General features: G+C 51.8%; 11 protein-coding genes. 6 read left to right on the top strand and 5 right to left on the bottom strand.

Translation table 11 applies throughout. The features are described 5' to 3' along the window. The first annotated feature begins 2 nt into the window (after positions 1-2). The 3 genes from RW114_RS08495 to RW114_RS08505 all read left to right on the top strand — a co-directional run bounded on the left by RW114_RS08495 (position 3) and on the right by RW114_RS08505 (position 908). A complete protein-coding gene (locus RW114_RS08495) occupies positions 3-281 on the top strand; it encodes a type II toxin-antitoxin system RelE/ParE family toxin (RefSeq protein WP_340122319.1) in 279 nt (92 codons plus the stop codon). Between the two features lie 11 nt (positions 282-292). Further along, complete coding sequence (locus tag RW114_RS08500) at positions 293-595, top strand: HigA family addiction module antitoxin (RefSeq protein ID WP_340122320.1); 303 nt, start codon at positions 293-295, stop codon at positions 593-595. A 91-nt stretch (positions 596-686) separates the two neighbouring features. Further along, entirely contained in the window at positions 687-908 is a 222-nt protein-coding gene (locus RW114_RS08505; RefSeq protein ID WP_422614797.1) for a type II toxin-antitoxin system RelE/ParE family toxin, read from the top strand. A gap of 210 nt (positions 909-1,118) precedes the next feature. On the opposite strand, the gene RW114_RS08510 is transcribed toward RW114_RS08505, so the two are convergent. The 5 genes from RW114_RS08510 to hemL all read right to left on the bottom strand — a co-directional run bounded on the left by RW114_RS08510 (position 1,119) and on the right by hemL (position 6,267). Beyond that, the gene (locus RW114_RS08510; RefSeq protein WP_340122322.1) at positions 1,119-2,213 is read right to left on the bottom strand and encodes a 5-(carboxyamino)imidazole ribonucleotide synthase; all 1,095 of its coding nucleotides are present in this window, start codon (positions 2,211-2,213) and stop codon (positions 1,119-1,121) included. Next, positions 2,210-2,710, bottom strand: coding sequence for a 5-(carboxyamino)imidazole ribonucleotide mutase (purE, locus tag RW114_RS08515; protein WP_027148592.1), 501 nt, complete (start codon positions 2,708-2,710; stop codon positions 2,210-2,212). The genes RW114_RS08510 and purE overlap by 4 nt, the downstream gene beginning before the upstream one ends. Positions 2,711-2,993: 283 nt before the next feature. Next, positions 2,994-4,316, bottom strand: coding sequence for a DNA recombination protein RmuC (locus RW114_RS08520; RefSeq protein ID WP_340122323.1), 1,323 nt, complete (start codon positions 4,314-4,316; stop codon positions 2,994-2,996). A gap of 22 nt (positions 4,317-4,338) precedes the next feature. Beyond that, positions 4,339-4,719 (bottom strand): YidH family protein, encoded by a 381-nt coding sequence (locus RW114_RS08525; protein ID WP_340122324.1) that lies wholly within the window; start codon positions 4,717-4,719, stop codon positions 4,339-4,341. Positions 4,720-4,986: 267 nt separating this feature from the next. Further along, positions 4,987-6,267: a glutamate-1-semialdehyde 2,1-aminomutase gene (gene hemL, locus RW114_RS08530; RefSeq protein ID WP_340122325.1), complete on the bottom strand. Its 1,281-nt coding sequence runs from the start codon at positions 6,265-6,267 to the stop codon at positions 4,987-4,989. Between the two features lie 370 nt (positions 6,268-6,637). Between hemL and RW114_RS08535 the strand changes: the two genes are divergently transcribed. From RW114_RS08535 to RW114_RS08545, 3 genes are all read left to right on the top strand, one after another. Then, a complete protein-coding gene (locus tag RW114_RS08535; protein ID WP_340122326.1) occupies positions 6,638-10,378 on the top strand; it encodes a response regulator in 3,741 nt (1,246 codons plus the stop codon). Beyond that, positions 10,375-12,234, top strand: coding sequence for a diguanylate cyclase (locus RW114_RS08540; protein ID WP_340122327.1), 1,860 nt, complete (start codon positions 10,375-10,377; stop codon positions 12,232-12,234). The genes RW114_RS08535 and RW114_RS08540 overlap by 4 nt, the downstream gene beginning before the upstream one ends. Positions 12,235-12,320: 86 nt before the next feature. Beyond that, positions 12,321-13,073 carry a ParA family protein gene (locus RW114_RS08545; protein WP_340122328.1) on the top strand — a complete coding sequence of 251 codons (753 nt, stop codon included), beginning with the start codon at positions 12,321-12,323 and terminating at the stop codon, positions 13,071-13,073. Positions 13,074-13,098: the final 25 nt, after the last annotated feature.

Genomic DNA, 13,098 nt, shown 5'->3' on the forward strand with positions numbered 1-13,098 from the left:
TTATGATTAAATCGTTTCGTTGCAAAGATACTCAAGCCTTGTTTGCAGGTCAATCGCCCAAACGATTCCGTGCATTTCAAAATGTGGCAGAGCGTAAGCTGGTGCAATTACATAGCGCGGCGACTTTGGCGTTTTTGCAAAGTCCGCCCGGCAATCGGTTTGAGGCATTGAAAGGCGACCGGGCTGGGCAATACAGCATTCGCATCAACGACCAATGGCGTGTCTGTTTCCGCTGGGCGGACGGCGATGCTTTTGATGTTGAGATTGTCGATTACCATTGAGGAGAAAAAACATGATAAAGAACGGTATGCGCTCCATTCACCCTGGCGAAATCCTGCGGGAAGACTACCTGATTCCGATAGGTCTGAGCGTAAACGCATTGGCGAATGCCCTGCACGTTCCTGCTACTCGCCTGCACGAAATTGTCAAAGAACGCCGTTCCATTACGCCTGATACTGCGCTACGCTTGGCGCGATATTTCGGCGGCGATGCTCAATCTTGGCTGAATTTGCAAGTCGCTTATGATTTGCGCGTGGCGGAGCGACAAGCTTTGGCCGCAATTGAGCGTGAGGTTTTGCCGCGTGAGGCGGCTTAACCTTAGGCTCAGGCGGGACGGGGTTTGCAACCCCGTCCCTAACGTTTCTGCGATGTCCGAGCTAAGCAGCTATAATTAATTAACGCAAAGCATTTCGAACGGGCAACATGCCCGTCCGGCTGTAAGAGTGAGGCAATTTATTACAGCCTCGTTTGCTTTGGCGTTTTTGCAAAGTCCGCCCGGCAATCGGTTTGAAGCATTGAAAGGCGCCCGTGCTGGGCAATACAGCATTCGCATCAACGACCAATGGCGTGTCTGTTTCCGCTGGGCGGACGGCGATGCTTTTGATGTTGAGATTGTCGATTACCATTGAGGAGAAAAAACATGATACATAACGGTATGCGGCCCATTCACCCCAAGCGGGACGGGGTTTGCAACCCCGTCCCTAACGTTTCTGCGATATCCGAGCTAAGCAGCTATAATTAACCAACGCAAAACATTTCGAACGGGGCAACATGCCCCGTCCGGCTGTAAGCAATGTGTCCCGCCTTAAGTGAAAAGCCTCCGGGTATACCGCTAATAATTACGAATTATCAACCTGATCGGCCAGCGCGGTCAGTTTCTTGATCAACTCCGATAATTGTTGCTGATTTTCCGCGCGTACCGTGGCATGAGCCACTTTACGGCCTTTGCGCGGGGATTTGTCGTACAGATGCAAATGCGCATGGGGAATTGCCAGTAGTTCTTCAGTCTCAGGCAGGCCGCCGATGAAGTTGACCATGGCCGCGTTGCCTACCGGCGCTGTCGAGCCTAACGGCAGATCCAGGATCGCCCGCAGGTGATTTTCAAACTGGCTGGTTTCCGCACCTTCAATCGTCCAGTGGCCGGAGTTATGCACCCGTGGCGCGAACTCATTGACCAGCAGTTTTCCGTCTACTTCGAATAATTCCAGGGCCAGTACGCCGACATAATCCAACGCCTCCAGCAAGCAGGAAACATAAGTTTCGGCCTGTTTTTGCATCGCGTCATCGGCGCGGCATTCGGAAACGCGCAGTATGCCGTCGCGATGCAGGTTCTCCGATAACGGGTAAAAAACAATCTCCCCTGAAACGCTGCGCACTGCAATGATGGACACTTCGCGGGTAAACGGGACGAAGGCTTCAACGACAGCCGGTACGCCCTGCAACAGCAGCCAAGCGCCGGTTAAATCGTCCGGCGACTTGAGCAGCGACTGGCCTTTGCCGTCGTAGCCTTGGGTGCAGCTTTTTAAAATAGCGGGATAGCCGAGGGTGATCATGGCTTGTTCCAGGCTTTCGAAGCTGTCTACGGCCGCATAATCCGGCGTAGGGATGCCGAGGTCGCGAAAAAAGCTTTTTTCGACTAACCGGTCCTGGGCAACGGCCAGGGCTTTCGGGCAGGGATGCACCTGGGTGTGAGAGGCCAGAAACTCGGCGACTTCAGCCGGAACGTTCTCGAATTCGTAAGTGACCACATCGGCGCGTTCCGCCAGTTGCGCCAATAATTTCGGATCGTTGTAGTCGCCGATCAAAGGTTCGCCCAGCCTGTTGGCGCAGGCATCGGCGGAAGGGTCGAGAAAGATAAAGTCCAGCCCCAAAGGTATGCCTGCCAATGCGATCATTCTGGCAAGCTGGCCTGCGCCCAATACACCAACTATCATAAATCGTCCTCTGCCCGTGGATCCGAGTGCGCAAGTACCGATTCGGTTTGCTCACTCCTGAAATTTTGTAATGCGTCCTTATACTGGACATGTTTGTTGCTGATGATGGCCGCGGCCAGCAAGGCCGCGTTGATTGCCCCCGCCTTGCCTATCGCCAAGGTGCCGACCGGAATACCGGCGGGCATTTGTACGATCGACAATAAGGAATCCATGCCATTCAGGGCCTTGGACTGCACCGGTACGCCCAACACAGGCACGGCGGTTTTGGCCGCCGTCATGCCGGGTAAATGCGCGGCTCCGCCCGCTCCGGCGATGATCACTTCCAGGCCTTTGGTCTCGGCCGTTTCGGCATAATGGAACAGTTTATCCGGCGTACGGTGCGCCGAGACCACTTCAACTTCGTGCGGAATGCCGAGTCGTTCCAGCGTTTCCGCTGCAAAGCGCATGGTTTCCCAGTCAGAGGTCGAGCCCATGATGATGCCAACCAGTGCGGTCATGTGTTACTCCTAATTAAGCAGGTAATCATAAATGTCTAATAGTGCCGTAGGGCGGTTTCGCGATCAGCAACCCGCCAATCAACGCACAACATCAAAAATAATCGAGCATCCTCCCGCTTGGAAAAGTCCAAGTGGAAGGCTGGTCTAAGGCTCCGTTGGCGGCGGATTGCCTGACGGCGAATCCGCCTACAGACGTATTAAAAAAACCGGACAACAAAACCGCGTAGTATCGCATAAATATTGGGGAAATGTTTCTTAAGATGCCGGTAAAAGCCGATAGTTTCTAGCTCTCGTCGCTATCGAGCCCCGCCCGTTCGGTGATAGTCTTAGGAAAGGCCTTTTTGACTTTAACGCCCAGCTCGACGAAGCTGCCGGCTTGGCGGATCAGGTTGCCGTTGCCTTGGGTTAATTTATTCATCACGCCGTCATAAGTACTGTTGACGGTGCTTAACTGTTTGCCCAGTTTATCCAGGTTATCGACAAAGCCCCGTATTTTGTCGTAAACGATTCCTGCCTTATCGGCGATAGCGCGGGCATTTTCGTTTTGGCGTTCGTAGCGCCAGATGTTTTCGATAGTGCGTAGCGTCGCCAGTAAGGTGGTCGGGGTGACCACGATGATCTTATGCTCAAAGGCATCGGTAAATAAGCGTTCATCCGCCTGAAAAGCGGCGATGAAAGCTGATTCAATCGGCATGAATAACAGTACAAAATCCAGCGATCTTAGACCTTTTAAAGCGGAATAATCCTTGTTGCTCAAACCCTTGATATGCTCCCGCACCGCTTCGGTATGTTGTCTTAATGCGGTGACACGCTCCTGGTCGTCTTCGGTTGAGCAATAACGCTCATACGCCAGCAAGGAGACTTTGGAGTCAATCACCACATCCTTGTCCTCGGGCAGGCGGACGATTACATCCGGCTTGAACAGCCGGTTGTCCTCATCCCGGAACGCGCCCTGCGTTTCATACTCGATGCCTTTGCGCAGTCCCGATTTTTCCAGTACTGTTTCCAGGATCATTTCGCCCCAGTTGCCCTGGGTTTTCTTGTCGCCTTTTAACGCGCGGGTCAGGTTAAGGGCTTCCTGGTTCATCTGCGCGGTATCGCGGCGCAATGAGACGATTTCCTCGCGCAGGGAAATGCGGTCCTTGTTCTCGTTGTCGTAAACCGTTTCTATGCGCTGTTTGAACTCGCCGAGCTGTTCCCGTAGCGGCGTGACGATATGATCCAGGCTGGTTTTATGGTGTTCGGTGAATTGTTTGCTGCGGTCATCGAAAATCTTGCCTGCCAGATTTTCAAACTGGGTGTTCAGGCGCAGTTCCGCATCGAGCAACAACTTTAACTTTTCGGCGGTATTTTTCGCCTGTTCATCTATGCGGGTTTGCAATTCGGCATTTTGGGTTTTGGTATCTATAAACAGCTGTTGCAACCGTTTAAATTCGGTTTCGCGGTTTTGAAATTGCTTTAGTTTTTCCTCCAAAACCGCCAGATCGGTTGAGAGTTGCCGGATCAGGACTTTATCCTTGCCGTTCAACAAACGCACCGTAAATGCGCCGATCAGAAGACCTATTAACGCCCATATCAGCGGAGGAATGTTATTGATAAAATTCATATGTATTTAGTTCAGGGCTGCATCAGTTGGAAGTAAACAAAAGATAGCCAGCTAACACAATTCCCAAGGCCGCTACCAACAAGGACAGAATGATGGCAATCTTTTTAGAATATGTCGGCGGCAAGTCATGAGGCGTAAGCGTCGCAATGAAGCGGCTGTGCTGTATCGCAGCCAGGAAGATAGCCAATGAGCCAACGATAACAAAGGCAATGCCTAATCCAGCTGAGAGCGACAGAGTGTCGAGCTGATGTGGTTGAACTTGCAATGACATTAGCCGAACGAAGAGACCGAAGCGCGCAACCATAAAGCCGATGGCAATGATTGTCAGGCCAGTGCGCAGCCACGCAAGGAGCGTACGCTCGGCAGCGAAGAAGACGCGTGGATCGGAGTCAGAGATTGCCATAGATTGCCATAGACTGGAAAGGCTTAACGAGATATACAGGATATACATTATCTTATAAAAATCTAACTTGTCGTATAGCCCTCAAAATCATCTAATTAATTGTTTTAATTGAATCAAGTTTAAATCAATAGGATATGGCGCACAAACAAATACGCCACTGTCTCATTTCCTGAAAAGTCTAATAAAATTCGCTTGTTTTTTGCTCCAGCAACAAAAAGGCCTTTCATATTTGCCGAAACGTTGCTGCCAGCTATTTCTGCCTAAAGATTACAAGCGCTTGAATATCGCTTCGGCGATATCCAGGGTTTTATCCAGATCCTCGTCACTGTGCGCGGCCGAAACAAAACCGGCTTCAAACGCTGAAGGCGCTAAATAAACACCCTGTTCCAGCATGGCATGAAAAAAGCGTTTAAACAGGTTTTGGTCGCACTGCATGACCTGGGCGAAGCCGGTCACTTGCTGTTCTGTGCTGAAAAACAGCCCGAACATGCCGCCAACGCTGTTGGTGGTCATCGCGATACCGGCCTGAGCGGCGCGAGCTTTCAGGCCTGAAGTCAGTTTTTCGGTTTTTGCGGTTAACGCCTCGTAAAAACCGGGCCGGGCTATCAATTCCAGGGTTTTTAAACCGGCGGCCATCGCGACCGGGTTGCCGGACAGCGTGCCGGCCTGATAGACCGGGCCGAGCGGCGCAAGACATTCCATGATTTTGCGCGAGCCGCCGAATGCGCCGACCGGCATGCCGCCGCCGATGATTTTACCTAGTGTGGTTAAATCGGGCTTAATATTATAAAGTCCCTGTGCGCCGGTTAAGTCAACCCTAAAGCCGGTCATCACTTCATCGAAAATCAGCACACTATTATATTGGTCGCAAACCTCGCGCAAGCTTTCCAGAAATCCCGGTACAGGCGGAATGCAGTTCATGTTGCCGGCGACCGGCTCGACGATAATGCAGGCGATTTGCTCGCCGCATTCTGCAAACAACGCCTTGACCGAGTCGCTGTCATTGTAGGTCAGGGTGATGGTGTTTTCGGCAACCGAGACCGGTACGCCGGGCGAGCTGGGTACGCCAAAGGTCAACGCGCCGGAACCGGCCTTGACCAATAAGGCATCGGAATGGCCGTGATAACAGCCTTCGAATTTAACGATTTTGTCGCGGCCGGTATAGCCTCTGGCTAGGCGAATGGCGCTCATGGTCGCCTCGGTGCCGGAACTGACCATTCTGACCAGTTCGATCGACGGCATCAGCTCGCAAACCCGTTTGGCCATCAGTGTTTCAATTTCGGTCGGCGCGCCGAAGCTCAGGCCTTTGTCGCATGCCTGCTTGACCGCCGCAATGACTTCCGGGTGGGCATGGCCTAAAATCATCGGCCCCCAGGAGCCGACATAATCGATGTAGCTGTTACCGGAGCTGTCGTAGATATAAGCGCCCAGGGCATGGTCGATAAAAACCGGTGTGCCGCCCACGCCGCTAAAGGATCGTACCGGCGAATTCACGCCGCCTGGAATGACAAGTTTTGCATCGGAAAATAACGTGGTTGCTTCAGTCATGATTTGTTTTTTTTATCGCCAAGGAGGGTGTATGCCGTAAGCCTGCCGGGAGCAGATGCGGCGAAAGTTACATTTAATGGCGTAAAGGATAGGATAACTTTGCTCTGATTGAAAGCTTATCGTTGCTTATTCAATAATACCCTTGAAACATGGCTGTTTTAAAGCTACGCTCTAGCATGGATAATGGGAAATATGAGAAAGTTGAATCATCTGACCATTTTCGATGACTGCCGAAATGATGCATGCTCTACAATGCGTAGGATGGGTAGAACGCAGTGAAATCCATTAATAGTTGTCCGGTTTGATGGGTTTCGGCTATTGCCTCTACCCATCCTACAGCGTGATAAACAGATAAAACCAGAAGAGATTCATGTCAATTCCATTGTCGCCGCCGCAATACTCGAAACATAATTTTTTCTATTCACTAGGCATCATCATTGCAGTCATTAGCCTTTCCGAAACGTTGGTCATGTTGCTGCTTGATGCGACCCAACAATGGGGAATCGACTTAGCGTCGACACAAAATGGTGTTCTGGGCACCATTTTACTGACGGCATTGAGTACACCGCTGTTGTGGTTTCTGGCGTTGCGACCGCTGACCTTGCAGATCGCTCAGGAACAGACGACATCCAATAGAGAGCTGCTGGAAACTTTGGAGAATCATGTGCTGATCAGCATCTCCGACGTTCAGGGACGCATCGTCTATGCTAACGACATGTTCTGTAAAGTTTCCGGTTATACCCAGAATGAACTTATCGGCCAGGATCATCGCCTCGTCAATTCCGGCCATCACGATCAGGATCACATCCGCAACATGTGGCGTACTATCGCCGGGGGACATGTATGGCGCGGGGAATTTTGCAATCGGCGCAAAGACGGGGAATTGTACTGGGTGGATAGCACGATCGCGCCTGTGCCGGATAAAACCGGCAAGCTTAAGCAATATATTTCGATACGCCGGGATACTAGCACCCGAAAAGCCAATGAACTAAAGCTGACGGCGTTAAAGCGTGCGCTGGACGCCAGCAGCGAGATGATACTGATCACCAATGCCGAGGGACTCATCCAATACGCCAATCCGGCGCTTTGTCAGTTCACCGGCTGGACTGAGGATGCGCTGATGAGACAAAAACCCTTTGTGCTGGACAGCCCTGCCGCCGATCAGCAAGTTTTGTCCGAGATGCAAAACAGGCTCCGTTGTAGCCAAGCCTGGTCAGGCAGACTGCTATGCCGACGCCGCGAAACGACACACTTAAGCCCAAAAAAATTTGAGAAGACCCTCGGTGGGGGGGGAATTATTAGGGGTGAGACGCCGAATAATAAGAGCCCCCACACTATAAATTGGAGGCGCCCCGCTGGACAAGCCTCTCTGGACAAGCTGGAATACTGGGCCAAGACCCATATTACGCCGATTCTGATGGAAAACGGCACACTGTCCGGTTATGTACAGATTCAGCATGACGTCAGCAAGCTGGTCGCAGAGGAGGCGGCCTTGCAAATTGAGACTGACGATACCGCCGCTCGTCTGGCGATTTCCGAGGTGCTTCATCAGAACTTGTCACTGGAACAACGCTTTGTTCAGGTTCTGGATATTCTCTTCAGTCTCAAGACTATAAACCTGCAACGCCAAGGCGGTGTGTTGTTACGGGCGCAGGATGGTGATGTTCTGGAAATGTTCGTTGAACACTGCAGGGGCGAATTCATTCGCTCTGGGCGAATGAATTCGCCCCTACATGAGGGCCTGTGCGGACAAGTCGCTGTGTCAAGAAAGCTGGCCGTTGTCGATGATTGCTTCTGCGATGACCTGCCGTCTCACGGTCATTACATCGTGCCCATAGCTTCCGGCGGGGAAATTCTAGGCATATTATTTGTTTTTACCGATCCCTATCCCGTACAGAGCAAGTCCCGCATCGCCATGCTTGAGCAGGTAGGCGAAATGATAGCGCTAACGCTGCTTCAGCATCAGGCCAATGCCTCGTTGAAAAGGGTGCGTGATGCCGCCTTGCAGGTTGCCCATTCCAAGACTGAGTTCTTGGCCAATATGAGTCATGAGATTCGCACGCCGATGAACGGCGTATTGGGCATGCTGGATCTTTTGCAGGACACCCAACTGTCTCGCGAGCAATGGGATTTGATACATATCGCAGCAAATTCGGCAGAATCCTTGTTGACCATCATCAACGATATTCTGGATTTTTCCAAATTGGAGGCGGGTAAAGTTGAGTTGGAGCAAATTGAGTTTAATTTGCCGGATTTGGTCGAAGAAGTTTGCACACTGCTGTCTGGCCGCGCCCACGCCCATGGCCTGGAATTAAACTGCTTTCTGCCGGCGAATGTACCGCTACGTTGGCAGGGCGATCCCACGCGCATCCGTCAAGTGTTGACCAACCTGATCGGCAATGCCGTTAAATTTACCGAACAGGGTGAAGTCTCGGTAAAGGTCTCGGCGTCGTCTGTGGCTGAGACTTTAGACCCGACAAGCGCGGCTAAAGCCGCACCCACATTACGTTTTGAGATAGTGGATACCGGTATCGGCATTACTGCAGAGACGCAAAAGCGCCTGTTTCTTGCTTTTTCCCAGGCTGACAGCTCCACTTCCCGGCGTTATGGCGGCACGGGATTGGGTCTATCGATCAGCAAGGATCTGGTTGAGCTTATGAATGGCGAAATTGGCGTTGAGAGCACTCTGGGGCAGGGCTCGACTTTTTGGTTTACTCTGCCATTGGTGGCGATGGATAGCGATGCTCCGTCCCCGCAAGCTGACTTTGCCGGCAAGCGTGCGATGATAGTGGATAATAACGCCACCAACCGTATGGTTTTGACGCATTACCTAAGCAACTGGGGTTTTACTTTAAGCGAAGCAAACAACGGGCCCGCGGCCCTCGTTGAACTTGAAGCTGCGGTGCTGCGAAACGAACCCTATGATTTACTGCTGTCGGATAGGCAAATGCCGGACATGGATGGCTTCGCTCTGGCTCGCGCCATGATCGAACAACCCGCCATTGCCGATATGCCGCGTATCCTTTTATCCTCAGGCAGCATAGGCGCACAAGTCGAAAGACTGGCGTTGGGGTATGCACAAAGCCTGTTAAAACCGGTGCGGCAATCGCAGCTTTTTGATGCCGTTATCGATGCATTACAGCTTCCCGGTCAGAAAACCGCTCCAGCAGCCAAGGTAACAGAGGTTCTGCTTAATTACCGCGGCAAACGGATACTGGTGGTCGAAGATAATAAGGTTAACCAAAAAGTGATACTTTCCCAGCTTGCCAAGTTCCAGCTTAAGCCAGATCTGGCCGATAACGGGCAAGCGGCGCTTGAGCTGCTGGGACGGCAGACTTACGACCTGGTGCTGATGGATTGCCAGATGCCCATCATGGATGGTTATGAAGCCACGCGCACTTTGCGCGAACGGGAAATAACCGTAGGAGGCAATTCACCTACGCCAATCGCTGCGCTTACCGCCCATGCATTGGCAGAAGAGCGTGAAAAGTGCCTGTCCGCAGGTATGGACGATTATCTGAGTAAACCTGTCAGCCGAACCGAGCTGGCAGCGGTTTTAGAGCGCTGGCTGGGGATGCCGTGTGCTGCGCCGATACTTGATAATACGATTGAAAGCGAAATCCCCTTGAGTCCCTGTTTGACAAAAGAGGAAACCGAAGGCGGGGTGACGTTAGCAGCTTGTTGGGATGAATCTTCAGCACTCAAACGGCTGGATGGCGATAATGATTTACTGGTCGAGATGATAGATTTATTTCTCGAAGAGGCGCCAGTACAATTAGCGGACTTGGACGCCGCCCTGTCCAGCTTCGATCTCCTTGCATTGGCCGACGCGGCTCATGCTATGAAAGGCATGGCCGGACATTTTTGCGCTGAAAAAGTTATCAATTTTGCGGTAAATCTGGAGCGTGCTGCCCATAAAGCTTCCGCTCCTCGGCAATTGCTCCTGCATGGCTCTACCTCCTGCGTCCATGGCAGTCGTGCTCACGCCCCTCGCCTACGTCCTGTAGGCGATACCGTAGACGCTGATTTGCAGTTGATGACCCGTGACTTGACCCAGGCCACGGTGGAGCTAGTTAAGAATCTGCAGGTAAGAAAAGAGCACAAGCAATGAATGTTGAATTCAACCTTAATGAACTAAAAGCCGCCGACCGCCTGCCTTCGCCGTCGGGTACGGCATTGGCTATCATGCAACTCGTCCAGCAAAGCGATGCCACCGTGCACCAAGTCAGCCAACTGATTAAAGTCGATCCCGCTTTAAGCGGGCGTATCTTGCGTTTCGCCAATTCGGCGGCCTTCGGGGCTAGGCGGCCTATTGCCGATGTGGAAACGGCTGTCATCATGATGGGGATGCAGACAGTGCGCAACTTCGCGTTGAGTCTTTCGCTGATTGGCAGCAACAGCAAGGGACATTGTCCGGGGTTTGATTACGAGGCGTACTGGTCGAGATCCTTGGCGATGTCGGTGGCCATCTCGGCGATCACCGCCCGGGAAGTCACCGTGGTGCCTGCAGAGTCGTTTACCTTGGGACTGCTTGGCGAAATCGGCAGCCTGGCTTTGGCAACCGCTTGGTCCGAGATCTATGGCGAATGCCTTGGCGCGGCAGAGGGCAGGCGGCTTCTTGAGCTGGAGCGTGAGCATTTTGCCATCGACCATAACGCGTTAAGCCTGCTATTGCTGGCAGACTGGGGATTTCCGGTGATATTTCTGGATGCCCTGAAACTGAGCTTTGAGACGAAAGTACCCGGCATTAATCGAACTGATCAATTTGCCAAGCAACTCATTTTTGCCCGATTGATCGGAAACTACTGTGTGGCTGATGAGGCCCATCAAGCCAGGTTGCTGCCCGAGTTAACAGCGGAGGCCAGTTTTCATGCTCTGGACGAAGCTGAGCTGCTCACGTTTGTCGATGAAATAATCGAGCTTTGGCACGACTTGGGGAAAGTGTGTGATGTGAAAACGGATGCGCGCCAGTCATGGCAAAAAACTGTCGCTACTCTGAGATCGGCGTTGTCTGGCTTGGAGTTGTTGCTGGTCGATGACGACCCGATGATGCTGGCACGTCTTTCCAAGCAGCTTGCAGCGGCGGGGCATCAGGTTGCGGTGTGTCGCAACGGTGAATCCGCGCTAAAGCATGTGATTGAGCACAGGCCGCAATTGGTGATCACCGATTGGCGCATGAAACCCATGGATGGTTTGGCCCTTTGCAAAGCATTACGCGCATCGGCCTTTGGCAAAAACATTTACTTGATTATGCTTTCCTCCACGGAAGATGAGGATGCTCTGGTTGAAGCCTTCGATGCCGGTATCGACGACTATGTGACCAAACCGGTCAGCCTGCGTGTGCTGCTGGCGCGCCTACGGGCCGGTCAGCGTATCATTATGTTGCAACATGAACTGGAAAAAGAGAGTCGGGACATCCAGCGCTATACGGCCGAGCTGGCGGCAGCTAACCGTCGTCTTAAGCTTATGGCGAACACGGACATTCTGACTAACTTACCCAATCGGCGTTATGCATTGAGCCGCCTGGAACAGGAGTCGGCGGGCGCGTTACGCGCCAAGCAACCGTTGAGTGTGTTAATGCTGGATTTGGACCATTTTAAGTCGGTCAATGATACGCTGGGTCATGATGTCGGCGATCAGGTGCTGACCCATGCTGCCAAACTGATGCGGGCAACCGCACGCAGCAACGACATTGTCTGCCGGTTGGGTGGAGAAGAGTTTCTGGTCATCGCCCCTAATACAGACGGCACCACGGCCCTGTTGTTGGCCGAACGCATCCGTAGCGCCATCGAAAAAAATCAGCTCCAGGGGCCGGTATTAGCCCGTCCGGTCACTGTCAGTATTGGTGTGGCAGGCTCTTTGGGAGCCAAGCCAGACTGGAAAGAATTGATGAAATGGGCGGATGATGCCTTATATCGGGTCAAACAAGGCAATCGCAACGGTGTACAGCTGGCTAAGATGGGGTGAATTTGCGCTCACTCCCCACGCCTTGCCAATAGCAGTGGTTGTGTTATCGTGTTCCAATTTTATCAGTATACGTATGAGACTATATAATGAATGTATTAGCCGTCTATAGTATCAAGGGAGGTGTTGGCAAAACCTCAAGCGCAGTCAATCTGGCCTACACAGCCGCTCGCAACGGTTACCGTACCTTGGTTTGGGATCTTGATCCGCAGGGAGCCAGCAGTTATTATTTTCGTATCAAGCCCAAGATCAAAGGCGGCAGCAAAGACCTAATCGCCGGGAAACGCGAACTGGACGGCCTGATTAAAGGCACTGATTTTGAAAATCTGGATTTATTACCGGCCGATTTTTCTTTCAGAAATCTGGATTTGGTTCTGGATGCCAAAAAAAAGCCAACCCGGCAACTTAAAAAACTCCTGAAGCCCTTGGCAGAAGAATACGATTTTATTTTTCTGGATTGTCCGCCCAACATTTCATTATTATCCGAAGCCGTTTTTGAGGCCGCAGATATAGTGTTGTCACCGATAATTCCTACCACGTTATCGTTAAGAACACTGGAACAACTGGAAAAATTTATCGAAGATAATGACTTGAATAAGCTGGCGCTGATTCCGTTTTTCTCGATGGCCGACCGGCGCAAAAAAATGCACAGGGATATCATGGCGAACCTGAGTGAGAGTTATCCTGAGACTTTAACAACCGCCATTCCTTATGCCAGCGATATTGAACGCATGGGCCTGGAACGTATGCCGCTGGGAGGCTATATCAAGAAAAGCCAATCTCTGGCCGCTTACGACGCCTTGTGGCAAGAAATTCTGGCTCGCGTCACCAACAAACAATAAAAGATCGTACTTAATTAATAACTTA

The organism is Methylobacter svalbardensis (assembly GCF_037671525.1).
GTDB classification, from domain to species: Bacteria; Pseudomonadota; Gammaproteobacteria; order Methylococcales; family Methylomonadaceae; genus Methylobacter_A; species Methylobacter_A svalbardensis.